This is a genomic window from Faecalibacterium sp. I4-1-79, assembly GCF_023347235.1.
Taxonomy (GTDB): domain Bacteria; phylum Bacillota; class Clostridia; order Oscillospirales; family Ruminococcaceae; genus Faecalibacterium; species Faecalibacterium tardum.
Genome location: NZ_CP094467.1, coordinates 1,545,317 through 1,569,977, shown reverse-complemented (window position 1 = coordinate 1,569,977; position 24,661 = coordinate 1,545,317). Strand labels below are relative to the sequence as shown.

Genomic DNA, 24,661 nt, shown 5'->3' with positions numbered 1-24,661 from the left:
AGTTTCTTCTCCCATTCTACCTGATTTTTTGCCAAAAAGAAAGCCCTCTGCGGAAAATTCACAGAGGACTTTGCATAAGTTTTACACGGATTTTTCAGCAGCACGCACCATGCGGTACAAAACCTCCACGGCAGCGCCACCGGCGGCATCCGTCAGGGTGATCTGCCTGGCGGCAAGGCGCAGCTCTGCCGGGGCATCGGCGGCAACAGCGCTGTGCTCTACAGCCTGCACCAGCTCCAGCATGGGCTGACTGCCAGCCAGCACCAGAACCTGCTCTGCACCCACCTGCGCCATGGTGCAGACGGTGTCCAGCATTTCCCGGCCGGAGATGCGCTTAGGGGTAAGGACAAGGGTGTCCGGGGCGATACGTTCGCCCAGCAGGGCAACACGATCCCCAATGGCCTTTTCCGCCAGCGAGATCAGGGGCACAGACTTGCTGTCCTGATACAACAGCACCCGCAGCACCTGCTCGGGGTGGATATCAGCGGCGTTTGCCAGCAGATAGGGGGTCCACTCCTGCCGCAGATGGCGCTCCAGCGCATTGCTCATGCGCAGCACCCGGGTGGTGCCATCCTGCATCTGCACGGCAACGCCCACGCCAGGGGTATCCGGCAGGCAGGCAAAAAGCTCCTGCTGCTGGGCAAAGCTGCACAGGGGCACCCGGTTGCCATCGGCATAGTGGTAAGCCATGGTGCCGCCGCACACCAGCGCAGGCGCTGCCAGACGCACGCTGCCCAAAATGGAGCGCACGGCACGCGGAGAGCGCTGCGAAAAAACAGTCAGTCTGCCGCCGCGGCTGCTGAACAGCTGCAAAACGTCCCGCACCACTTGGGTCAGATTGCCATCCTCGCCCAGCAGCAGGTTATCCAGATCACAGAGCACCAGAGTGGATGCCAGAGAATCGTTCATGTGTTTTTCCTCCTGAGAGTTGCGAGAAAATGGGTAAAGTAGTCCGGCAGTTCGGAATCGAACCGCAGCTGCTCCCCGGTAATGGGGTGGATAAAGCCCAGCGTTTTGGCGTGCAGGCACTGACCGTGGAGGCTGGTGATGCAGTTGTGAGGGCCGTACACCGGATCTCCCGCCACCGGATGGTGGATGGAGGCCATGTGTACGCGGATCTGATGGGTGCGGCCGGTCTTTAGGCGACATTCCAGCAGGGTGAACTCGCCCAGCCGCTCCAGCACCTTATAGCCGGTGTAGGCGTACTTGGTGTGGGGCTCGGTGGCCGGGTAGACCGCCATTTTTTTGCGGTCGGTCTTGCTGCGGCCAAGGTTTGCTTCCACAAAGCCCTCGTCCTGCGTAAAGCCGCCGTAGACCACCGTCTGGTAGGCGCGCTCTACGCTGTGCACCGCCATCTGCTGGGAAAGCCCGATGTGGGTGGCGTCGTCCTTTGCCACCACCAGCAGGCCGCTGGTGTCCTTATCAATGCGGTGGACGATGCCGGGGCGGATCTCGCCGCCAATACCGGAAAGACTGCCCTTGCAGTGCCACAGCAGGGCATTGACCAGCGTGCCGTCCGGGTTGCCGGGCGCGGGGTGCACCACCATGCCCTTGGGCTTGTTGACCACCAGCAGATGGGAGTCCTCGTAGACGATGTCCAGCGGGATATTCTGCGGCACGGCCTCGATGGGCTTTGCGTCCGGGATCTCCAGCAGTACGGTGTCCCCTGCCTTGAGCTTCAGGCTTTTGGCAACGGTTTTGCCGTTGCACTGCACATGCCCCTCGGCCACCAGTGCTTGCAGCGCCGAGCGGGACAGGCCGGTGTCCTCGCCGCTGAGAAAGCGGTCGATGCGCTGCCCGGCAGTCTCCTGCTCTACGATAAATTCACGCTGTTCCATGATTTACTGCTCCTTGGCGACATCATCGGCATGGAGCTCATCCAGAAAGATCACCAGCACCCACAGTGCCACGCCCACGCAAACACAGATATCCGCAAAATTGAACACAGCAAAGCGCATGAACAGCAGGTTGATGTAGTCCACTACCTCGCCGTTGAGCACACGGTCGATCAGGTTGCCGATGCCGCCGCCCAGCACCAGCACCAGCGCTGCCTGCTGCAAACGCTTGCCGCGGCTGCGGAAAAACAGGCCGTAGGCGACCGCCAGCAGCGCCGCGCTTGTGGCGATGATCAGGAACAGCTGCTTGCCACTGAGCAGGCTGAAGGCCATGCCCTGATTGAGCACGAACCGCAGCTCCACCACATGGGGGATGAGCGGCATAGCGCCTACCGGCTGCAAAACCTGCACCGCCCACAGTTTGATCAGCTGGTCGATGCCGACCAGTGCCGCCACAGCCGCCAGATTGAAGAGTACAAATGCCATTAGCTACCTCGTTTCTGCTATAAAAAACGGCGCTCCCCGGTCAAGGGAGCGCCGCCCTTTTACAAAACAGATTTGTATTTATGCGGGACGCTTATGCTTCCACAACGCTGGCGCAGCGTGCGCACAGAGTGGGGTGTGCAGGGTGGCTGCCGATGGAAGCAGAGTACTTCCAGCAGCGCTCGCACTTGTCGCCGGTGGCGTGTGCAGCTGCAACGCCCAAGCCCTCGACAGCGCTGGCAGCGCCGCCCTCACCCTTGACCAGCTCCACATGGGAGACGATCATCAGGTCGGCCAGCTCGTCCATGGGGATGCTGTTCAGCAGGTCATAGACGGCATCGTTGCAGTACAGGGTGACGGAAGCTTCCAGAGAAGCGCCGATGAGCTTTTCCGCACGGGCCTGCTCCAGCACCTTCTTGACCTCGTCGCGCACGGCGATGAGCTGTGCCCACTTTGCCTTGAAGGCATCGTCGGCGGCATACTGGCCAGCCTTGGGCATCTGCTCGAACACCACATACTTGTTCATGCCCTCGGTCTTGGGCATGAAGTCCCAGATCTCCTGACTGGTGAAGCACAGGATGGGGGCAATGATCTTATCCAAAGCAACAAGGATCTTGTACATGGTAGTCTGGGCGGCCTTGCGGGCTGCGCCGTTGGTGCAGTACAGACGATCCTTGGTGACGTCCAGATAGAAGTTGGACATAGCCACCACGCAGAAGTTATACACGGCATGGTAGACCTTGTTGAAGTCGTACACAGCGTAGCCTGCGTTGGTGTTGACGATCAGGTCATCCAGCGCAGCCAGTGCCCAGCGGTCGATATCCTGCAGCTGGTCGTCTGCCACACAATCGGTGTTGGGGTCAAAGCCGTCCAGATTGCCCAGAATGAAGCGGGCGGTGTTGCGGATCTTGCGGTAAGCCTCGCTGAGCTGCTTGAAGATGTTCTTACCGGCGCGCACGTCCACGGTGTAGTCGGAAGAAGCCACCCACAGACGGATGATATCTGCGCCGTAGTCCTTGATGATCTCGCTGGGCTCCACGCCGTTGCCGGCGCTCTTGTGCATCTGCTTGCCCTGCTCGTCCACGACCCAGCCGTGGCACAGCACGGACTTATAGGGTGCGCAGCCCTTGCTTGCAACGCTGGTCAACAGGCTGGACTGGAACCAGCCGCGGAACTGGTCGCCGCCTTCCATATACATATCGGCGGGGAAACGCAGCTCGGGACGCTCGTCCAGCACGGCGGCGTGGGTGGAGCCGGAGTCGAACCAGACGTCCATGATGTCGGTGTCCTTCTCCCACTCGGAAGCGCCGCACTTTTCGCACACTTCGCCTGCGGGGATGATCTGCTCGGCATCGTACTTATACCATGCGTCAGAGCCTTCCTTGCGGAACAGGGCGCTGACAGCCTTGATGGTAGCATCGGTGATGTGGTAGGTGCCGCACTTCTTGCAGTAGAAGGCGGGGATGGGCACGCCCCAAGTGCGCTGGCGGCTGATGCACCAGTCGTTGCGGTCGCGCACCATGCCGGTCATGCGGTCGTGACCCCAATCCGGCATCCATGTGACGGTATCAATGGCCTTGTACACGTCCTCGCGGAACTTGGCAATAGAGCAGAACCACTGCTCGGTGGCGCGGAAGATGATGGGATGATGGCAGCGCCAGCAGTGGGGGTACTGATGCTTGATGTGCACCTGACCCATCACAGCGCCGGAGGCAGTCAGGTCGGCCAGAATGGTCTTGTTGGCTGCCCACACGCGCTGCCCGGCGTACTTGCCGGCCAGATCGGTCAGATAGCCACCGTCATCCACGGGCACGGTGATGGGCACCTGCGGATACTTCTGGCAGACGTTGAAGTCGTCCACGCCGTGACCGCCTGCGGTATGAACGCAGCCGGAACCGCTTTCCAGTGTGACGTGGTCGCCCAGAATGACCCAGCCCTCCTTGGGCAGGTAGACGTGGTTATAGCGCATCAGCTCGAACTCAGCGCCGGAAACGGGCTCGCCCACGATCTCGTAGTTCTCGATGTGGCAGGCGTCCATGACGCTCTTGACCCGATCGGTCGCCATGATGTGGTACTCCTCGCCGATCTTGACAAAGGAGTACTCGAACTGACCGTTCAGGCAGATGGCCTCGTTGGCGGGCAGGGTCCAGGTGGTGGTGGTCCAGATGACGAAGTAGGTCTTATCCATGGGGATGCCGTACTTTGCCAGCACACCGTTGGGGTCCTGCGAAACGTGGAAGCGCACAAAGATGGAATCGCAGTCGTCCTCGCCGTACTCGATCTCGGCTTCTGCCAGCGCGGTGCGGCAGTCCGGGCACCAGTACACGGGCTTGAGGCCCTTGTAGATGTAGCCCTTCTTGGCCATCTCGCCGAAGATCTCGATCTGACGCGCCTCAAACTCCGGCTTCAGGGTCAGGTAGGGGTGCTCGAAGTCACCGATGACGCCCAGACGCTTGAACTGGTCGCTCATGATGTCGATATGCTCGGTGGCAAACTTTTCACAGATCTGGCGCAGCTCCAGCTTGGAGATGTCCTTCTTTTTGTCACCCACCGAGGACAGAGCCTTCAGCTCAATGGGCAGGCCATGGGTATCAAAACCGGGCACATAGGGAGCCTGATAGCCCTCCATGTTCTTTTCGCGGATGATGATATCCTTGATGATCTTGTTCAGGGCGGTGCCCATGTGGATGTTGCCGTTTGCATACGGAGGGCCGTCGTGCAGAATGAACTGGGGCTTGCCCTCGTTGTGCTTCATGAGCTGGTTGTACAGGTCGTTGTCGTCCCAATCCTTGAGCATGACCGGTTCCTTTTTGGGCAGACCGGCGCGCATCTCAAACAGGGTCTTGGGCAGATTCAACGTGCTGTCGTACTGCGATTTGTTCTTAGCCAATGGTTTACACTCTCCTCTATTTTTGCGTTGGGTGCCTTACTCGCTGAACTTTACGCCCTGAAAAGCGTCGTAGTCCGGCTCGTCCGGCTTCATATCAGCAGGAGGCGGGTCCAGCTTGAGCTGGCTTTCGTCCTTTGCCCAGAAATCCTCGCTGCTGTCAGCCGCCTTGTCGTCATCGGCAGGGGCGGCAGGTTCGGTGGTTTCGGTCGGCTCGGCAGGCTGCTGTGCCGGGGCTGCTGCGGCATCGGCTGCGGGGGCAGTCTCGGGCTGTGCGGCGGGCTGCTCTTCGGCAGCTTCCTGCGCAGGCTCTGCGTCCTGTGCGGGGGCGTCCTTTTCAGCGTCCTTGGTTTCCTTCTGGAACTCCGGCAGACGGCTCAAAGACTCCACATGGCTGCGGTACAAATTGAGCACATCCGCCTTGAAGCGGGTGACCTCCAGACGGACGCGGTCGTACTCCCGCTCCTCAGCCAGACGCTTCTCGTTGGCCTCGTTCTCGATCTCGTCTGCGCGGTCGCTTGCCTTTTGCAGCAGCTCGTTGGCGTCGCGGATGATATCATCGCCCCGCAGGTTTGCACGGTGGATGATCTCCTCGGCCTTCTGGTTTGCTTCGCGGATCACGTTTTCGCCCATGCGCTGGGCGTTGATCAGCGCGCTCTTGAGCATATCACCGTCAGCCTCAAAGCTTTGCAGCTCGCCCTTGAGCTTCTGATTCTCTGCGGTCAGATCAGCGATCTGCTTGCGCAGCTGCTCTGCCTGCGCATCGTTCTGCTGCAGCTGCTCCTCGACCTTGTCCAGAAAACGGTCCACGTCCTCTGTACGGTAGCCGCGGAGGTTTTTTTCAAATTGTACAGAGCGGACATCCTGCGGAGTCAGCATAGTCATTTCCTCCCATAGCTTTTAATATTGAAAGAACTCAATGATCGAACGATCTTTTTTACTTTTCCCGGGCAATGCAGTCAGCCGGAAGCGACCTTTGCCGCGCACAGTGAACACATCCTGCTCGTATACGGGGGCATGGGGCTTTTCTACCGGCAGATGGTTGATCTCTACCCTGCCCGCCTCGATCAGCTCCGCAGCGGTGCCGCGGCTGACGTGCAGCATGGCAGAAAGCACCGCGTCCAGCCGCAGGGAGGACACAGTAGCGGTGAGCAGCTGCCGCTCCGGTGCCGGGAAAGCCGGGATCTCGTCCGGTTCCAGCAGGCGGGTGGACACCTCGGTGCGTCCCGCCTGACACAGCTCCCGGCAGATGAGCTTTGCCGCCGGTTCCAGCGCGAACACATAGGCTGTGCCCGGCGCATCGGCAGGCAACAGGATATCCCCCAGCGCCTCGCGCTTGAGGGCAAGCCCCATCAGGCTGCCCAGATAGTCCTTGTGCGCTGGAAGCGCCGCACCGGGCAGTGCCCGGCATTGCAGCTGTACGCAGCGCACCGGACACTCGCCGTAGCTGTACTCTGGCTCCAGACGGAGCACCCGGCGCTCAGCCTCGGGCCATCCGCCGTCAAAACGCCAGCCGTCCCGCACACCGGCACGCCCCAGTGCCGCCCGGGCAAGATCCTGTTCCCGGTCACTGAGAAATGCGGAGTACCGGGCTATGCCGCGGGAAAAAGCCGCATCGGCAAGATCCTCGATATGCCGCATGAGGTAGCGTTCCTCATCGTTGCGGGCGGGTACAAAGCCCCGCACCGCGCCGGCTGCCGGATCAATAGAATGCGCCATTGTTCTCCAGCTCGTCCAGCAGATCGCCCATGATATCCACGTTGTACGGGGTAATGATAAAGGTGCTGTTGGCTACGCGCTTGATCTGGCCGTTGTTGGCATAGGCCACGCCGGACAAAAAGTCTACCAGACGGCGGGAGACCTCCTTGTTGGTGGACTCCAGATTCAGCACCACGGTACGCTTGTTGTTCAGATGGTCGGCAATGGTACTGGCATCCTCGAACCGCTCGGGCTTGACCAGAACCACCTTGAGCTGGGTGGTAGCATGGATGTTGACCACCTTGTTCTTTTTGCTGGTGCCCTCGGCAGGCTCTTCGGTCTCTTCATCCATCCCGATGCCAACGCCGCTGTTGTTGTTGTTCACCATCTGGGGGCCGTCATCGATGTACTGATCCTCGTACTCGTCCCCTTCGCCCATCAGACCCTTTTTAATGCTATCCAGCAAAGACATAATTATCTGCTCCTTTCATTCGGGCAGCGCCCGGCTGCCTGGCGTTCTTTGCAAAAAGAATGCAAATAGCTTTTACTATTATCTGATTTTTTTCAGCAGATGTCAATAACTACAAAAGTTTTCCGTCATATAAATTTTGTCCCGAGACAACTATTTCGTCATAAAGCCTTACCTGACTGACGGAACCGTCCGTTCCCTTGGGCAAAACAAGGATGTAATCCTCTTCCGTGACCAGCGGATGGTCGGCATCCACGGGGTCGATCTTGCAGAAGCGGGCGATGTTGCCGTACTTGACATACACGCCGGGGATATAGTTTTCGCCCTGCGTCTCAGCCTCGGTGCCGTCCTCTTTCAGGTAGTGCACTGCTGCGGCAGGCACCCGCAGACCGGTGCTCTCGCTGGTGCTGATACGGGCGCGGGCGTGGTTGAGGCACAGCACATCGCCGTTGATGGAGTTGCAGCGCAGCACAAAGCGGGCAATATCCTTTTCTGCGTCAATGGTCACCTCGGTGACGGTGGCGCGCAGAGCGGCATCGCTCTGGCCGGGAAAGCTGATCTCCACTGCCGTGCGCAGGGGCTTACCGTCCGAGCCCAGCAGCTTTTCGGCCTGCTTTGCGGAGCACACCCCGGCGTACTGCCAGCTGAACCCGGCTACCAGCTTGCCTACACAGCCGTCCAGCGGCATCTCGGGGTCGGAGTCCAGATAAGCCTTGAGCTGCTCCGGGCTCTGTGCCAGAATGTCCGCAGCACCGGCATTCAGCCGTCCGCTGCTGGCGGCCCGGACAAAGTAGCCGGTGGTGGGGGCGGTGATCTGAGTGGGGTTGCCCAGCTGGCCCTGCACGGTCTGTGCCTGCTGGGCAAGCAGCGCGATCTGATCCGCAAAGCCGGCGGTATCGCCGGTGGTGATCCACAGCTTGTTCTGCGCCAGCAGGTAAGCATCGGCGCTGCTGTCCACATCGCTGTAGCGGTCGGTGTCCAGCGCATCCAGCAGATCGTACAGTGCGCCGGAGCGCTCTTTGAGCAAGCCGTCCAGCTGGGTGGCTGCGGTGTTCTGGGAGCGCTGCAACAGGTCGATCTGGCTGGTGAGCTGGGTCAGCTGCTGGCGCAGCACTGCCTGATTGGCATCGGTGTACAGCTCTGCAACGGCAGTGCCTGCCGACACCCGCTCGCCGTCCAAGACAAGGTAGCCCAGATTGCCGCTGCCGGAAATGCAGGTTTCGTCAAACAGCAGCACGCCGTCCGCTTCAATGGTATCGGAGATGGTGATAGGCAGCGCCGTTTCGTAGACGTTCTGGGGGAAAAGGATGTGCGCCGCCTGCCAGCAGACATACGCTGCCGCCGCCAGCAAAAAGGTGGCCAGCACGACCGCCAGCGTGGTAAGCGCAGAGAGCTTGTGGCGCGGTTCCTGAGGAGTTTCCGGCATAAGGATCATCCTTTCGATAAAAAGTCTTGGGTCAGACGCAGGGCAGTCTGCCGCACGTCTGCCGCTCCGGCGTCCAGCCATGTGACCCCGTCCATGTGGCGGAACCATGTCAGCTGGCGCTTGGCGTAGTTGCGGGAGGCCTGTTTGAGTTTTTCAGTACAGGCATCCAGCGCGGCGGTCTGTTCGAAATACGGGAAAAATTCTTTATAGCCGATGGCCTGTGCGGCGGTGCGGAAGGTTTCGCGGTTGCGCCAGACGTATTCCGCTTCGGCTAAAAGCCCGGCCTCCAGCATTTTATCCACTCGCAGGTCGATGCGGCGGTACAGCGCTGCACGCTCCGGGAAGTCCAGTCCCAGCACAAGGCTGCGGTAGGGGCGCTCCGGCGGCAGCGAATCGGCCTTTTGTTCGCTGAGACGCTTGCCGGTGGCGCGGTAGTGCTCCAGCGCCCGCAGCACCCGTACCTTATTATTGGGGTGGATGGTAGCGGCGGCTTCCGGGTCCACGGCTTGCAGTTTTGCGTACATGGCCTCCGGGCCGATGGCTTCCAACTCTGCGGTCAGCTGCTCGCGCAGGCCGTCCGGGGCTTTTTCGGCGGTAAAACGCACGCCGTACAAAAGGCTCTGCACATATAGGCCGGTACCGCCTACCAGCAGCGGCAAATGCCCCCGGCCGGTGATATCCTGAATATACTCCCCTGCCAGCGCGGTAAAATCTGCCACGCTGAAGGTCTTTTCCGGGGTGAGGATATCCACGCCGTGGTGCGGAATGCCGCAGGTCTCCTGCGGGGTGACCTTAGCGGTGCCCACATCCAGACCTTTGTAGATCTGCATGGAGTCGGCACTGATGACCTCGCCGGAGAACTGCTGCGCCAGCGCAACGCCCAGCGCGGTCTTGCCGGTGGCGGTGGGGCCTACCACAGCCACCACGGCAGGTTTTGCATTACACGATGCGTCCAAACTGCTTTTCCAACTCCTTTCGGGTAAGCTTGAGCACGCAGGGACGGCCATGGGGGCAGAAGGGCGGCACCTCGCCGGAGAGGATCTTCTCGGCCAGTGCCATCAGCTCCTGCGGAGAGGACTTGTCCCCTGCCTTGATGGCGGCGCGACAGGAGATGGAGTGCAGCACCCACTCGGTGTGCTCGTTCAGCGCGTCCCGGCTGCCCTTGAGCAAGCGGTCGGCGATCTCTACCAGCAGGTCCTCGGCGTTTTGCGGTTCTACGTCCGCAGGCACGGCGCGCAGCAGCACGGTGCTGCCGCCAAAGTCGGCCACGTCCAGCCCGGCGTTTTCCAGCAGGGGCTGGTTTTCCAGCAGCGCCTGCTTTTCCTCTGCGGAAAGGTCGATGGCGGCGGGCTGCAGCAGCAGCTGGCTGGGCACATTGCCGTAGTTGGCGGCAAGCTTTTCGTACAGCTGACGCTCGTGGGCAGCGTGCTTATCGATCAGACACAGCTCGTCTCCCCGCTCGGCAAGAATATAGGTACGGAATACTTCGCCCACATAGCGCAGCGGTTCTTCCCCCTGCGGCACATCAAAGCCCAGCTGTTCCGGCTGCGCGGACTCCTCCGGCTGATAGGGCGCCGTTGCGGCTTCGATCTCCGGGGCGGCGGGCATGGTGTTCCATGCCACCATGTGATCCAGCGGCGGGTCGGCTGCGGCGTCCGTCTCCGGGTGCACATCCAGCTGTGTCTCAGCAGCGGCTGCCCGGAAGGGCTGCGGTGCGGGCTGGACTTCGGTTGCATCCAGTTTTTCCGGGCTGTGGAGGGTGACCACCGGGTCCAGAATATCCTCTGCGGGGCTAGACTGCCGCCACGAGGGCGCAGCCGCCGCGCGGGCAGGCTGTGCGGACTGTACCGGCGGGTTATCTGCCGTAAAAGCAGGGGTTTTCACCGGTGCATCGGCGGAGCGCTGCGGCGCGGATGCCTGCCAATACTGCGCAGGCAGTGTGCCGGGGGCCGCTTGCCCCGGAATGACGGCGGAAAGTCCTGTAAAGTGATTATTCTTTACAGTATTTTCACTCTGAGTATCGTTTTCTTTTTCAGTTTGCTCTTTTTCGTCTGCTTCAAAGGTGAAGCGTCGTTCCCCGGTGCCGGGCTGTGCCAGCGCCAGCTTGACCGCATGATAAATGACATCGAACACGTCGTTTTCCCGGGCAAAGCGAGCTTCGATCTTTGCAGGGTGGACATTGACGTCCACAAGGTCGGTGGGCATTTCCAGCAGCAGGATGCCGCCCGGGAACTTGCCCTGCATGGTAGTACCCTTGAAGGCCATTTCCATGCCCGCCATGATGGTGCGGTTGCGCACATAGCGGCCATTGATGTAGAAATGCTGCATACTACGGCTGGCACGGCAGCTCTTGGGTGGGGTGATCAGACCGGTGACCCGGTACAGCCCTTCCTCCAAGTGCACCTCGATGAGGTCGCGGCTGAACTCTCGCCCCAGCACCGCGTAGGCGGCGCTGCGCAGCTGGCCATCGCCGGGGGTGACGTATTGCAACTTGCCCTCTCGGATGAACTTGACACTGACCTCCGGGTGGCTGAGCGCCACATGACCCACGTTATCTGCCACAAAGGTGCCCTCGCTGGAGTCCTTTTTGAGGAACTTCATGCGGGCGGGGGTGTTGTAGAACAGGTCCTGCACCCGGATGGTGGTGCCCACAGCACGGGCGGCAGGCTCCCTGCCCTGCTCCTCGCCGCCGGCGATGCGGTAGCAGGTGGCAAACTCGTCCACCTCGGTGCGGGTGAGCAGCTCTACCCGCGCTACGCTGGCAATAGAGGCCAGTGCCTCGCCGCGGAAGCCCAGTGTATGGATGCTGTTCAGGTCATCCGGCTTTTCAATTTTGCTGGTGGCGTGGCGGATGAAGGCTGTCGGGATATACTCGGCATCAATGCCTGTGCCGTTATCGCTGATCTCGATCAGCTTTACACCGCCGGATTCAATGCTGACGGTGACCTGCGTTGCACCGGCGTCGATGGAGTTTTCCAAAAGCTCCTTGACCACCGATGCAGGGCGCTCCACCACCTCACCGGCGGCGATCAGTTCAGCGGTATGCTTATCCAGAACATGGATGACTGCCATGGTCTTTTCCCTCCCCTGTGGTTGATTTTTACGGTCAGCCGTTCAGGCTGCCCTTGAGGGTCTTTTTCAGCTCGTACAAGAAGTTCAGCGCTTCAATGGGAGTAAGCGTTTCCACATCCACGGCTTCCAGCTTTTCCATCATTTCGCTGGGCACTGCCGGGGAATTATACTCCTGCAAGGCGTCAAAATCCATCTGCTCCACCTTGTTTTTGGGCGCAGAGGCTTCCAGCGTGCGCAGTACCTCGTGGGCGCGGCGGGTCACGCTGCCGGGCAAACCGGCCAACTTTGCCACCTCGATGCCGTAGCTGTCGTCGGCGGGGCCGCGCACGATGCGCCGCAGAAAGGTAATGTCCTCGCCGCGCTTTTTGACCGCAATATTGTAGTTTTTTACGCCCTCCACGGTGCCTTCCAGCTCGGTCAGCTCGTGGTAATGGGTGGCGAACAGGGTCTTGCAGCCCAGCCCCTTGGCAGGGTCTGCGATATGCTCCACCACAGCGCGGGCAATGCTCATGCCGTCAAAGGTGGAGGTGCCACGACCGATCTCGTCCAGCACCACAAGGCTTTTGGCGGTGGCGTTTTTCAGAATTTCGGCTACCTCGGTCATCTCCACCATAAAGGTGGACTGACCTGCGGCAAGGTCGTCCGAGGCGCCGATGCGGGTGAAGATGGCGTCCACCACACCCACATGGCAGCTGGCTGCCGGCACAAAGGAGCCGATCTGCGCCATCAGGGCAATGAGGGCATTCTGACGCATGTAGGTGGATTTACCCGCCATGTTGGGGCCGGTGATAATGAGGCAGCGGTCGGTGGTGCAGTTGAGGGTGGTATCGTTGGGCACGAACATACTGCCCTTGAGCACCTGCTCCACCACCGGGTGACGTCCCTCGGTGATGGTCAGCACATCGCTGTCGTCCACCACGGGGCGGCAGTAGTTGTTTTCCGCAGCGACCTGCGCCAGAGCAGCCAGTACATCCAGCTGGGCAATGGCATTGGCGGTGCGCTGGATACGATCCAGTTGTGCACCGATGCTTTCCAACAGTTCGTCAAACAGGCGGCGTTCCAGCGAGATGAGCCGCTCGTGTGCGCCAAGGATCTTGCTTTCCAGCTCCTTCAGCTCCTGTGTGATGTAACGCTCGCCGGAGGTGAGGGTCTGCTTGCGGATGTAGGTCTCCGGCACAAGGTTCTTGTAGGAGTTGCTTACCTCAATAAAGTAGCCAAACACATGGTTATAGCCGATTTTCAGCTTGGGGATGCCGGTCTCCTGCCGCAGACGGGCTTCCAGCTGTGCCAGAACGCCCTTGGTGTTATCGCGGATGGAGCGCAGCTCGTCCACCTCGGCGTGGTAGCCCTTGGCAATAACGCCGCCATCCTTGAGGGTGGAGGGGGCATCCGGGTCTATTGCGGCGTAAATGCGCGCCTTGATATCCTCCAGCGGATCGATACTTGCGGCCAGCTCAGCAAGCTCCGGGCAGTTGCAGCCCTCCGCCTGCTTGCGCAGGCCGGGCAGACGGTCGCAAGTCTGGGCAAGGGTATAGATCTCCTTGGGGGTGGCAGATCCGTACACCGTGCGGGTCATCAGGCGCTCCAGATCCGCGATGTAGTGCAGTTCCTCGGTCAAGTCGCCGCGCACCATGGTCTGGCGCACCAGCGCCTCCACGGCGTTCAGGCGATGGTTGATGAGCTGGCTGGAAATAAGCGGCTGCTCGATCCAGCTGCGCAGCATCCGCTTGCCCATGGCGGTGCTGGTCTTATCCAGCACCCACAGCAGGGTGCCGCGCTTTTCGCGGCCGCGCAGGGTCTCGGTCAGCTCAAGGTTTGCGCGGGTGACCGGCGAAAGCCGCATGAACTGGGCTTCGTTGTAAGTAATGACGGTCTTTAACCGCTCCACACCCTTGATTTGGGTATCGTGCAGGTATTCCAGCAGCGCAGCCATGGCAAAGCGCACAAGACCCTCGGCGGCTATGCCGGTGGTCTGCGGCCAGTCCCGGCCAAACTGCTCTTCCAGCGCAGAAGCCACCAGCCCCGGCGCATAGCGCTCGTCCTCGACCAGTTCCACCGAGCAGCTCATGTTCTTTTTGATGTAGGCGGTCACCTCGCGGCAGTCCAGCAGACCGGGGTTCAGCAGTACCTCGCTGGGGTGATAACGGCACAACTCGGTAATGACCGCCGGGGCGATCTTATCTGCCGTCAGCTCGGTGATATGCGCCGTACCGGTGGAAACGTCCGCAAAGCACAAGCCGGCCTTTTTACCCTTGAGGTAAAGGCTGGCAATGTAGTTATTGCGGTCGTCCTGCAGCATACTGCTTTCAATGACCGTACCGGGGGTGACCACCCGGATGATGTCCCGCTTGACAAGCCCTTTCGCCTTGGCGGGGTCCTCCACCTGCTCGCAGATGGCCACCTTATAGCCCTTAGCGATCAGGCGCGCCACATAGCCCTCGTAGCTGTGGAAGGGCACGCCGCACATGGGGGCACGCTCCGCAAGGCCGCACTGCTTGCCGGTAAGGGTAAGATCCAGCTCCCGGGACGCCGTGACGGCATCGTCGAAGAACATCTCGTAAAAATCGCCGATGCGGTAAAAAAGAATTTCGTCCTTATGTTGGTTTTTGATCTCAAGATACTGCTGCATCATGGGCGAAAGCTCTGCCATGGTTTTTCCTCTTTCCCTTGTATGGTTCCGTCAGCCGGTTTGCGGGCTGTAACCGCCGGTGCAAACAAAACGCGGTCTGTGTTGCACAGCCGCGTTCCGATGAAAACTCTGCTTAGTGGCAGCCGCCGCAGGTGGAGCAGCTGCCGGTGCAGGAGGCAGAAGGCTCCTGCACGGTCATGGGGTCGCCGCCGTTCATGGCGGTGTTGATGATGGCGTCGATATAGTTGACCAGATTCTCGCACTCGCGCTTGGCCTCGTTATATGCCACCATACCTTCGTTGCCCATGATCTGACCGTAAAGGCTGTTCACCTTCTCGTTCAGCTCAGCGATGCGGGCGTCGTCGCGCTCGTTCTTGCCGATCTCATTGTTCAGATCCATGCGGGCCAGATTGAACTCGCCGATCAGGTTCTGCAGCTCCTCATCCTTGTCGTTTGCCTTGCGGGCCTGATCCAGAATGACGTAGCGGGGGTCGGTCTGCAGTGCCATAGCGGCACGCTTGAAAAGATCAATGCAATCCATGATTGGGTTCTCCTTGTTGTTTTTATTCTTTCTGGGGCAGTTTGCCCCGGAATCACGTTTTTATGCTTCCACTTCGCCCAGCAGCACAGTGGCGCGGGCACCGGTAAGATGTACGGTCGCGTAGCTGCCCAGCAGTGCCGGGTCGGCGGCAAACTCCACGGTCAGGTTGTTGTCCAGCCGGCCGGAAAGGGTGCCCTCGTTGCGGCCGTAACCTTCCACCAGCACCCGGACAGTCTGCCCTACCTGCGCCTTGACCAGCGCCATGGCGATCTCGTCCTGCGTAGCCAGCAGGCGGGTCATGCGGTCGGTCTTTTCCTTGCGGGGGGTGGGGTCCGGCATTTCGGCAGCCTTGGTGCCGGTACGCTTGGAGTAGATAAAGGTGAACAGCTGCATATACCCCACCTTGCGCACCAGTTCCAGCGTTTTTACAAAGTCCTCCTCGGTCTCGCCGGGGAAGCCCACGATGATATCGCTGGAAAAAGTGATGCCGGGCACGGTCTTGCGGGCGTAGTCGATGAGCTCCAGATACTGCTCCACCGTATAGTGGCGGTTCATCTGCTGCAAAAGCCGGTCGGAACCACACTGCACCGGCAGATGCAGGTGCTTGCACAGCTTCGGCTGGGCGGCGATGGTATCAATGAGCTTATGGCTGGCGTCCTTGGGGTGGCTGGTCATAAAGCGGATGTGATAATCGCCGGGCACGGTGCACAGCAGGTTGAGCAGGTCGGAGAAATCGATCTGCTCCTCCAGCCCCTTACCGTAGCTGTTCACGTTCTGACCCAGCAGGGTGATCTCCTTATAGCCCGCTTCCACAAGGCTGCGGAACTCCGCAAGGATATCGCCGGGCTTGCGGCTCTTCTCGCGGCCGCGGACATAGGGCACAATGCAGTAGGTGCAGAAGTTGTCGCAGCCGTACATGATAGGCAGCCATGCGCGGAACTCGCTCTCGCGCCGGATGGGGATGTTCTCCACGATGACCGGACGCTGTGCGGGATCCAGCAGCACCCTCTTATGCTTTTGCAGCTTCTGGGCAATCAGCTGCGGCAGGGTGTCGATGCCGTCCACTCCGAACACCAGATCCACATAGGGGTAGCTCTTGCGCAGCTTTTCCACAACATGCTTCTGGTTGGCCATGCAGCCGCACAGGCCGATGATGAGGCCGGGCTTTTTTTCCTTGAGCCCTTTCAGCGCGCCCACGTTGCCGAACACCCGCTGCTCGGCGTGCTCACGCACAGCGCAAGTGTTGAACAGGATCAGGTCGGCATCCTCGGGCTTATCGCACAGGCCGTAGCCGATATCTACCAGCACGCCCTTGATGCGCTCGCCGTCGTTGACGTTCTGCTGACAGCCGTAGCTGTGCACAAAGGCCAGCGGCGGGGTGTCGTAGGTCTGCCGCACCAGCTCGGCGGCAACGGTATTATGTTCAAAGTTAATGTATTCCAAGCAAACCATCCTTCTCCGCCGGGCAGGGTAGCCCCGTGCGGCGAAACTCTATTTTCTGCCATTCTATAAAAGACACTCTTTAGTATACCCTGTTTGGCCGCTGCGGGCAAGAGGAAACACGCAAATTTTATGCCTGTTTGGCCGCTGCGGCCTCTGCATCCTGCCTGCGGCAGCACTCTTCGCACACGCCCAGCAGCACCACGGCGCAGTCCTGCACCCTGCCCTTCTGGTTTTTGACCAGCTCCATCACCTGTTTTCCGTCTACCTCTGCATCGGTCACGCCGCCGCAGACGGTGCAGTACAAATGGCTGTGCCACGGCAGAGTGTGGTCAAAGCGGTCGGCCTTGCCGGGAATGGACACCCGGCGCACCCGCCCGGCTTCCACCAGACTGTTCAGGTTGCGGTATACAGTGCCAAGGCTCAGATTCGGGCACTCCTGCGCGGCTTTATCGTAGATTTCCTCCGCAGTCGGGTGGTCGCACAGCTGCTCCACTGTCTGCATGACAAGCTCCCGCTGTTTTGAATAACGCATATCCATCCTCCTTTTTCACACGGTTCAGACGTTTTCTTCCCCTTTGATCTTTGCCCAGTACGCCCGGGCGGCCTGTTCGGTCTTGTTGTCGCCAAAGGTGTAGTACTTGGTATCCTTCAGCACATCCGGCAGGTACTGCTGCTGTACCCAGTGGTTGGCGTAGCTGTGGGCGTATTTGTAGTTCTGCCCCTTTACCAGTGCATCCTCGCCGTCAAAGTGTTTGTTTTGCAGCTGGCGCGGGATGGATCCGGTGCGCCCGGCCTGCACATCCGCAATGGCTGCGTTGATGGCATCGTGGGCGCTGTTGGATTTGGGGCTAGTAGCTACCAGAATGACTGCGTCCGCAAGCGGCAGACGCGCCTCCGGCAGACCCACCATGTTGGCGGCATCCACCGCCGCCTTGACGATGGGGATGATCTGCGGATAGGCAAGCCCCACATCCTCGCAGGCGCACACCATCAGGCGGCGGCAGGCAGAGGGCAGGTCTCCCGCCTCCAGCAGGCGTGCCAGATAGTGCAGCGCCGCGTCCGGGTCGGAGCCGCGCATGGACTTCTGGTAGGCAGACACGATGTCGTAGCGGTCGTCGCCCTCCCGGTCGTAGCGCATGGCGGTGCGGCGGGTGACCTGCCGGATCATATCTAAGGTAATGCGTTTTTCTCCGTTTTCCACCGGCGCTGCCGTGACCGCAAAGTCCAGACAGCCCAGTGCCTTGCGCAGATCGCCCCCGGCGCTTTCGGCCAGATAGGCGCAGGCGTCCTCGTCCATGCACACCGGCACCTGCTCCCCTTCGGAAAGGCGCTGCACGGCGTTGCGCACCCCGCGCTCCACGTCCGCTGCGGCAAGGGGCTTGAACTCAAACACCGTGCAGCGGGAAAGCAGCGCGTTATAGATGTAGAAATAGGGGTTCTCGGTGGTGGAGGCGATCAGGGTGACGCTGCCGTCCTCGATACATTCCAAAAGGCTCTGCTGCTGCTTTTTGTTCAGGTACTGGATCTCGTCCAGATACAGCAGTATGCCGCCCGCCGCTGCCAGCGTGCCGATATCCTTGAGCACCGCCTTGATATCCCCGGTGCCGCAGGAGGTGCCGTTGAGCTTGTGCAGGGTCATGCCGCTGTTCTCGGCAATAATGCGTGCCACCGTGGTCTTTCCGGTGCCGGAGGGGCCGTAAAAGATCATGTTGGGGATGCGCCCGCTCTCGATGGTGCGGCGGAACACCCGCCCCGGAGCCAGCAGATGCTGCTGCCCGCACACATCTGCCAGCGTTTTAGGACGCAGGCGCTGCGCAAGTGGTTCATTCATGGTGGTTTCTCCTTCCCTGCCCGCAAGGCACTTTTTATATAGTATAGCGCATTTAGAAAAGGAGGACAAGGGCTTTTCTGAAAATCATTCTCAGATAATGTCCTGCAAACATTTACAAATCCTGTCAAACATGGTATGATTCAGGTATTCCCTTTCAAAGGAGGTTTGTCCCATGCCGGTACAAAAAAAAGCCCCGGAGGATCTTACCGCAAAAAAAGCGCTGGCGCTGGAGGTCATCCGGCGTCTCAAGGCCGAATACCCGGATGCTGGTTGCACCTTGGACTACGACCACGCATGGCAGCTGCTGGTCAGCGTGCGGCTGGCCGCCCAGTGCACGGATGCCCGGGTGAACATTGTGGTGGAGGAGTTGTTTGCAAAATACCCAAGCGTAGCGGCACTGGCTGCCGCCGAGCCGGAGGACATCGAAGCCATTGTCAAGCCCTGCGGACTGGGACACTCCAAGGCGCGGGATATCTCGGCTTGTATGCGGATGCTGCGGGATCAATACAACTGCCGTGTGCCCAATACCTTTGAGGAGTTGCTCGCTTTGCCCGGTGTAGGGCGCAAGAGCGCAAACCTCATCATGGGGGATGTGTTCGGCAAGCCCGCCATCGTTACCGACACCCACTGCATCCGGCTGTGCAATAAGATCGGCCTTGTGGACGGCATCAAGGAGCCGCAAAAAGTGGAGATGGCTTTGTGGAAGATCATCCCGCCGGAGGAAGGCAGCGACCTTTGCCACCGCTTTGTGATGCACGGCCGTGCGGTGTGCAACGCCCGCAAGCCGGAATGCGAAAAATGCTGTTTGAAAGACATTTGCCGCACTGCCCGCGAAGCCGCCGGGCAGCAGGCAGAGCCATAATTTTTAAGGAGGTATAAACTATGATCACTTTAACGATTTTGCTCATTGTTGCCCTGCTGTGCGTACTGGTGGGCTGTCTGACCGGCCTGCTGACGCTGGTAGGCGTGCTGGCCTCCCTTTTTGTGGGCGTGCTGGTGGGTGCACTGGCCGGATATCTGGCCGGGCGCTTTATGGGCACGGAAACTTCCCTGGGCCGCAACATCCTGATGGGCGTGCTGGGCAGCTTTGTGGGCGAGTTTTTGTTCGGCCTGCTGGGCATCCACGCCTCCGGCAGCTTTTCTTCCTTTGCCATCTCGGTGGTCGGCGCCTGCATCTGCATCTGGATCGGCCAGAAGATCTCTGAGTAAGTTTTTTGTAACAATATGCCGCCGCATTCTGCCGCCGGAGTTTCCGGGCAGAGTGCGGCGGCTTTTTTATGGGCGTTCTGCCGGATAAACGCCGCCCGGGCTGTGCAGGCCGCCGAACTTTCTGCCAATTCTTGACAGGCATTCCCTGCCGTTGTATCGTTGACCCAGAAACGGAGGCTTCAACATGGAAAAAGCACTTGCACATATTTCCGAGGACGGAACCCGCACCCAGACCGTCTACGAACATCTTTCCGGCACAGCGCGCCTTGCCGGAGCTTTTGCCGCACCCTTTGGTGCAAAAGAGGAGGCCGAATACGCCGCGTGGCTGCATGATATTGGCAAATACAGCGCCGCCTTTCAGCAGCGCCTGGCGGGCGGTGCTGCAACCGACCACTCGACCGCCGGTGCACAGGAAGCGATGAAGGGCTGTGCGCCCCACGTTCAGGCCGCCTTTGCCGTAGCCGGGCACCACACCGGTCTGCCGGATGGCGGCAATCGAAGAACAGCCGATGCCGCTGACGCTACCCTGTTCGGGCGGCTGAAAAAACCGGTGGAGCCTTACGATGGCTGGCGCGAGGTCACCCTGCCCCAGAGCGCCCCGCCGGACTGGGCAAACCGCGACCCACTGGATTTTGCATTCTTTACCCGGATGCTCTACTCCTGTCTTGTGGATGCGGATTTTATCGACACCGAAACTTTTATGAACGGGCAGGCCGCGCCCCGGGGCAGCAGCACCGCGCTTTCTTCTCTTCTGGAAAAGGTGCGTACCAAGGCGGCGGGCTATCTTGCGGCACAGAGCACCTTGCCGGTAGGCAGCCAGCGCAATGCCGTGCTGCGGGCTTGCATGGAGAAAGGTGCCCACGGCGCACCGGGGCTGTATACCCTCACCGTGCCCACCGGCGGCGGCAAGACCTTTGCCTCCCTTGCCTTTGCGCTGGAACAGGCCGCTGCGCAGGACATGAAGCGGGTGATCTATGTGATTCCGTATATGTCCATCATCGACCAGACTGCCGCTGTTTTTGCAGACCTTCTGGGCGCAGAAAACGTTCTGGCGGATTACTCCTGCGCAGACTATAAAAGCCTCGAACAGGAAAAGTTGACCCCCGCGCAGTACCGCCAGCTGCTGGCCAGCGAAAACTGGGATGCACCTGTTGTGGTGACCACTGCGGTGCAGTTTTTTGAATCGCTGTACGCTAACCGCAGCAGCCGCTGCCGCAAGCTGCACAACATTGCGAACAGTGTGATCATCTTTGACGAAGCGCAGACCCTGCCCACCAGTTATCTGCTGCCCTGCGTCAGTGCTATTGCGCAGCTGGTGCGGCATTACAACGCCACCGCCGTGTTATGCACCGCCACCCAGCCCGCATTAGAGCCCTATTTCCGGCAGTTTGCGCCGGAACTGCCCTTGCAGGAGATCGTGCCGGACACTGCCACCTTGTACACCACCCTGCGTCGCACCACCCTTTGCGATGCCGGAGAGCTGACGCTGGAAGCGCTGACTTCGCAGCTCTGCGCACTGCCGCAGGTGCTGTGCGTAGTGAACCGGCGCAAAACGGCGCAGGAAGTGTACGCCGCCTTGCCTGCCGAGGGCAGCTACTGCCTGACCACCCTATTGTGCGCCGCAGACCGCCGCCGCCAGCTGGCAGAGATCCGGCGGCGGCTGCGGGAAAGCCTGCCCTGCCGGGTAGTGTCCACCTCGCTGATCGAAGCAGGTGTGGACGTGGATTTCCCCGCCGCATACCGGGAGCAGTGCGGGCTGGACTCCCTTTTGCAGACCGCCGGACGCTGCAACCGGGAGGGACACCGCAGCGTGGAAGAGAGCCTGGTATACCGTTTTACGCTGGAAGGCTGCGGCGTACCGCAGATGCTGCGCCAGAACGTACACGCCATGCAGTACGCAGCAGGCTGCGCCGCAGCGCTGGACAGCCCGGAGGCGGTCAGAGCTTATTTTAAGGAGCTGTATTTTGCGCGGGGTGAGGCCGCACTGGACACAAGCAGCATTCTGGACGCCCTGCGCAAGGGGATCTCGGGCTGCATTTTCCCGTTTGCACAGGTGGCTGAACAGTTCCATCTGATCGAAGCCCCCACCCGCACCGTTTACCTGCCCATTGGCGAAGGAAAAGCCCTTTGCGACCAGCTGCGCAGTGGGACTGTGAGCCGCACACTTTACCGCAAGCTGGGCGCTTACAGCGTAGCCTGTTATGCCCAGCAGTTTCAGGCACTGGATGCTGCCGGAGCATTGGAACCACTGCCCAACGGCAGCGCTATCCTGACTGACAGCACCCTGTACGACCCTAAGACCGGGCTTTCCATGGATGTGGAGACCGGAAAAGGTCTGTTTTTCTGACCAAAAGCTAAAAATAAGGCCAAGATAGCCCTTAGAAGTCCTTTTTATTGTATTTTATTTGTTGTAATATAGTATTTGATAAATGAAGAAACGGCAAAGCATCTGTCGCTCTGCCGTTTCCCCGTCATACATCCATGACCTACTAATTATTTCTATCCACATCCCAGTGTACACACCGGATGACAGCAACAGTATACGAAAAAAAGCATTAAATTGCAAGTTTCCCCTTGTATTATTGATCAAATTGTGTTATTCTAGGCTCAGAAATTCTTATACGTCCTTTACTTAATAATTGAAATGCAGAAAGAGGTGGTTTATGTGGGCAAGTTTTCTCTTTGTCTGAAGATTCAAATAAACAATGAAAGGAGGTGGTGTTCATGTCCATGCTGATCGAGGTCTGGGGCGACTACGCCTGCTTTTCAAGACCCGAGATGAAAACCGAGCGTGTATCCTATGACATCATGACGCCCTCGGCGGCACGCGGGCTGGTGGAGGCTATTTACTGGCACCCGGGCATGAAGTACCATATCGACCGCATCTACCTGCTCAAGCCGGTGCAGTTTGCCAGCATCCGGCGCAATGAGGTCAAGGATACCCTGCGATCCTCGGCAGCGCTCAGTGCAGCCAAGGGCGGCGAGGTGCCCATGCTGTGCACGGCAGAGAATATCCAGCAGCGGGCAGCGCTGGTGCTGCAAGATGTGCACTACGTGATCGAATGCCATTTTACCATGACCGAAAAAGCCGCACCCGGCGATAACCCGGGCAAATTTCAGGATATCTTGCGGCGGCGGCTTGCCAAGGGGCAGTGCTATCACCAGCCCTGCTTTGGCTGCCGGGAGTTTCCGGCAAACTTCCGGGAATGGCACGGCAAGGCTGAAGAGATCCCCGCACTGCCGCTCACGCAGGATCTGGGCTTTATGCTGTATGATCTGGACTACTCCGACCCGGAAAATATCCGCTCCCAGTTCTTCCGGGCAAAGCTGGAAAACGGCGTGCTGGACTGCCGGGATGTGGAGGTGTTTGCATGATCTTACAGGCACTTACTGCCTATTACGAGCAGCTTGTCCGGCAGGGCAAGCTTTCTGCCCCCGGCTGGGATGACAGCTTTAAGGTGAGCTATGAGCTGCGGTTGAACGATGCCGGGCAGCTGGTTTCCGTGCTCGACCTGCGCACAGAAACGAAGATGGGCAAAAAGACAGTCCTTGCCCCGCGTGCAATGCGCGTACCGGCGCATGAAAAGCGTTCCTCCGGCATTGCCGCCAACTTTTTGTGCGATAACTCCACCTATTTGCTGGGCGCAGACGAAAAAGGCAAGCCGGAGCGCGCTGCGGATTGCTTCAAGGCCTGTGCCAAATTGCATCACGTCATTCTAGACGGTGTAGACAGCCCCGCAGCCCGGGCGCTCCTTGCTTATTTTGACAGCTGGGATCCGGCGCAGGCTGCCGCGCATCCCCTATTGGCTGAGCAGTGGAAGGAGATCACCGGCAACGCCAACCTGATCTTTGGCTACGAAGCTGCCGACCACAGTCACAGCTTTGTCAATGACGACCCTGCCATTCAGAACGCTTGGCAGGCGCACTACAACGACCGCTCTGCTGATTCCGACATGGGGCAATGCCTGATTACCGGAAAATATGCCCCTATCGAGCGCACCCATCCGAATATCAGCGGTGTGCCCGGGGCGCAAAGCTCCGGCGCAGCACTGGTATCCTTCAACGCACCGGCCTTCTGCTCCTACGGTCACGAGCAGGGCGATAATGCCCCTGTCAGCAAGTACGCCGCCTTTGCCTATACCACTGCACTGAATTATCTCTTGGCTGACCGTAAAAATCATTGTCGCATTCTAGGTAGTGGCAGTAGCTCCACCGCCATGGTCTTCTGGGCCGAAAATGCAGAACCAGCTTATTCCGATGCTTTTTCTATGTTTTTTTCCAGTGACTTGAACGGCGAACTCGCTGCAATAATGAAAAAGTTAGCGCTTGGACAACATGTACATTTTAACGGTATCGAGTTACAGCCCGATGAGCATTTCTGTATTCTGGGTCTTTCACCAAACGCAGCACGGCTATCTGTTCGTTTTTTCATGCGGGATACCTTTGGAGCATTTTCCAAGAATCTCCAGCGTTTTTTAGATGAGACTGCAATCGCCCGACCAGACCTCGACATACGCGAATATCTATCTGTCTGGTCTGTTGCTCTGACTACGGTACGCACCGTCAAAGGCAGTACGCCGCCTGACCCGTCCCCGCAGCTGGCAGGCGACCTGCTGCGCGCCGTGCTGACCGGCGGGCGCTATCCCGCAACCCTATTGAACGGTGTGACCCTGCGTATCCGTGCCGAGCAGAATGTGACCCGCGGCCGGGCTGCTGTGATCAAAGCGTATTACCTGCGTAATTACCCTACCGAACTGAACAAGGAGGTCTATACTGTGAGCCTGAACGAAACCACCAATGTCCCCTATCTTCTGGGACGGCTGTTCTCTGTGCTGGAGGCTGTGCAAAAAGCTGCCAACCCCGGCATCAACACTACCATCAAGGACCGGTATTTCAACGCCGCCTGCGCCACGCCGGGTATGTCCTTCCCCACCCTGCTGCGGCTGAGCCAGAAGCATCTGCGCAAGCTGAATGACGGCCTTGCCACCCACTACGATAAGCAGATCACCGAACTGATGGCACAGCTGCCGGAGAGCGGTTTCCCCGCTCGGCTCAGCCTGCCGGATCAGGGTAAATTCACCATCGGCTACTACCACCAGACCCAGAAACGTTACGTCAAAAAGAACGAGGAGGAATAA

The 24,661-nt window shown here is 59.5% G+C and carries 20 protein-coding genes; 5 read left to right on the top strand and 15 right to left on the bottom strand.

What is annotated here, in order from left to right; all coding sequences use genetic code 11:
* Nucleotides 1-81 precede the first annotated feature (81 nt).
* The 15 genes from MTP36_RS07665 to MTP36_RS07595 form a co-directional block, all read right to left on the bottom strand.
* The gene (locus tag MTP36_RS07665; RefSeq protein WP_249254354.1) at nt 82-909 is read right to left on the bottom strand and encodes an HAD hydrolase family protein; all 828 of its coding nucleotides are present in this window, start codon (nt 907-909) and stop codon (nt 82-84) included.
* A complete protein-coding gene (locus MTP36_RS07660) occupies nt 906-1,838 on the bottom strand; it encodes an RluA family pseudouridine synthase (protein ID WP_249254353.1) in 933 nt (310 codons plus the stop codon). Before MTP36_RS07660 ends, MTP36_RS07665 begins: the two co-directional genes overlap by 4 nt.
* Before the next feature lie 3 nt (nt 1,839-1,841).
* Nucleotides 1,842-2,321, bottom strand: coding sequence for a signal peptidase II (lspA, locus tag MTP36_RS07655; RefSeq protein WP_249254351.1), 480 nt, complete (start codon nt 2,319-2,321; stop codon nt 1,842-1,844).
* A 91-nt stretch (nt 2,322-2,412) separates the two neighbouring features.
* Complete coding sequence (ileS, locus tag MTP36_RS07650) at nt 2,413-5,208, bottom strand: isoleucine--tRNA ligase (protein WP_330220876.1); 2,796 nt, start codon at nt 5,206-5,208, stop codon at nt 2,413-2,415.
* Between the two features lie 36 nt (nt 5,209-5,244).
* Nucleotides 5,245-6,084 carry a DivIVA domain-containing protein gene (locus MTP36_RS07645; protein ID WP_249254350.1) on the bottom strand — a complete coding sequence of 280 codons (840 nt, stop codon included), beginning with the start codon at nt 6,082-6,084 and terminating at the stop codon, nt 5,245-5,247.
* Between the two features lie 21 nt (nt 6,085-6,105).
* A complete protein-coding gene (locus tag MTP36_RS07640) occupies nt 6,106-6,924 on the bottom strand; it encodes a YlmH family RNA-binding protein (protein WP_249254349.1) in 819 nt (272 codons plus the stop codon).
* The gene (locus tag MTP36_RS07635; protein WP_055184243.1) at nt 6,908-7,375 is read right to left on the bottom strand and encodes a cell division protein SepF; all 468 of its coding nucleotides are present in this window, start codon (nt 7,373-7,375) and stop codon (nt 6,908-6,910) included. Before MTP36_RS07635 ends, MTP36_RS07640 begins: the two co-directional genes overlap by 17 nt.
* 109 nt (nt 7,376-7,484) lie before the next feature.
* Nucleotides 7,485-8,798, bottom strand: coding sequence for an HlyD family efflux transporter periplasmic adaptor subunit (locus MTP36_RS07630; protein WP_249254348.1), 1,314 nt, complete (start codon nt 8,796-8,798; stop codon nt 7,485-7,487).
* Between the two features lie 5 nt (nt 8,799-8,803).
* Nucleotides 8,804-9,754 carry a tRNA (adenosine(37)-N6)-dimethylallyltransferase MiaA gene (gene miaA, locus MTP36_RS07625; RefSeq protein WP_249254347.1) on the bottom strand — a complete coding sequence of 317 codons (951 nt, stop codon included), beginning with the start codon at nt 9,752-9,754 and terminating at the stop codon, nt 8,804-8,806.
* Nucleotides 9,738-11,870 carry a DNA mismatch repair endonuclease MutL gene (gene mutL / locus MTP36_RS07620; RefSeq protein WP_249254346.1) on the bottom strand — a complete coding sequence of 711 codons (2,133 nt, stop codon included), beginning with the start codon at nt 11,868-11,870 and terminating at the stop codon, nt 9,738-9,740. Before mutL ends, miaA begins: the two co-directional genes overlap by 17 nt.
* A gap of 34 nt (nt 11,871-11,904) precedes the next feature.
* Nucleotides 11,905-14,520 carry a DNA mismatch repair protein MutS gene (gene mutS / locus MTP36_RS07615; RefSeq protein WP_249254345.1) on the bottom strand — a complete coding sequence of 872 codons (2,616 nt, stop codon included), beginning with the start codon at nt 14,518-14,520 and terminating at the stop codon, nt 11,905-11,907.
* A gap of 112 nt (nt 14,521-14,632) precedes the next feature.
* Complete coding sequence (locus tag MTP36_RS07610; RefSeq protein ID WP_005925591.1) at nt 14,633-15,040, bottom strand: YlbF family regulator; 408 nt, start codon at nt 15,038-15,040, stop codon at nt 14,633-14,635.
* Nucleotides 15,041-15,100: 60 nt separating this feature from the next.
* Nucleotides 15,101-16,492 (bottom strand): tRNA (N6-isopentenyl adenosine(37)-C2)-methylthiotransferase MiaB, encoded by a 1,392-nt coding sequence (gene miaB, locus MTP36_RS07605; RefSeq protein WP_249254344.1) that lies wholly within the window; start codon nt 16,490-16,492, stop codon nt 15,101-15,103.
* A 118-nt stretch (nt 16,493-16,610) separates the two neighbouring features.
* Nucleotides 16,611-17,015, bottom strand: a complete 405-nt coding sequence (locus MTP36_RS07600) for a Fur family transcriptional regulator (protein WP_249254343.1) — start codon at nt 17,013-17,015, stop codon at nt 16,611-16,613.
* Between the two features lie 24 nt (nt 17,016-17,039).
* Nucleotides 17,040-18,314, bottom strand: a complete 1,275-nt coding sequence (locus tag MTP36_RS07595) for a replication-associated recombination protein A (protein ID WP_249254341.1) — start codon at nt 18,312-18,314, stop codon at nt 17,040-17,042.
* A gap of 172 nt (nt 18,315-18,486) precedes the next feature.
* On the opposite strand from MTP36_RS07595, the gene MTP36_RS07590 reads away from it, so the two are divergent.
* The 5 genes from MTP36_RS07590 (at nt 18,487) to cas8c (ending at nt 24,661) form a co-directional block, all read left to right on the top strand.
* The gene (locus tag MTP36_RS07590; protein WP_249254339.1) at nt 18,487-19,176 is read left to right on the top strand and encodes an endonuclease III domain-containing protein; all 690 of its coding nucleotides are present in this window, start codon (nt 18,487-18,489) and stop codon (nt 19,174-19,176) included.
* Between the two features lie 20 nt (nt 19,177-19,196).
* On the top strand, nt 19,197-19,523 hold the full coding sequence (locus MTP36_RS07585; RefSeq protein ID WP_055184233.1) for a GlsB/YeaQ/YmgE family stress response membrane protein: 327 nt from the start codon (nt 19,197-19,199) through the stop codon (nt 19,521-19,523).
* A gap of 184 nt (nt 19,524-19,707) precedes the next feature.
* A complete protein-coding gene (cas3, locus tag MTP36_RS07580; RefSeq protein WP_249254337.1) occupies nt 19,708-21,870 on the top strand; it encodes a CRISPR-associated helicase Cas3' in 2,163 nt (720 codons plus the stop codon).
* Nucleotides 21,871-22,247: 377 nt separating this feature from the next.
* Entirely contained in the window at nt 22,248-22,898 is a 651-nt protein-coding gene (gene cas5c, locus MTP36_RS07575; RefSeq protein WP_249254336.1) for a type I-C CRISPR-associated protein Cas5c, read from the top strand.
* Entirely contained in the window at nt 22,895-24,661 is a 1,767-nt protein-coding gene (gene cas8c / locus MTP36_RS07570; RefSeq protein WP_249254334.1) for a type I-C CRISPR-associated protein Cas8c/Csd1, read from the top strand. Before cas5c ends, cas8c begins: the two co-directional genes overlap by 4 nt.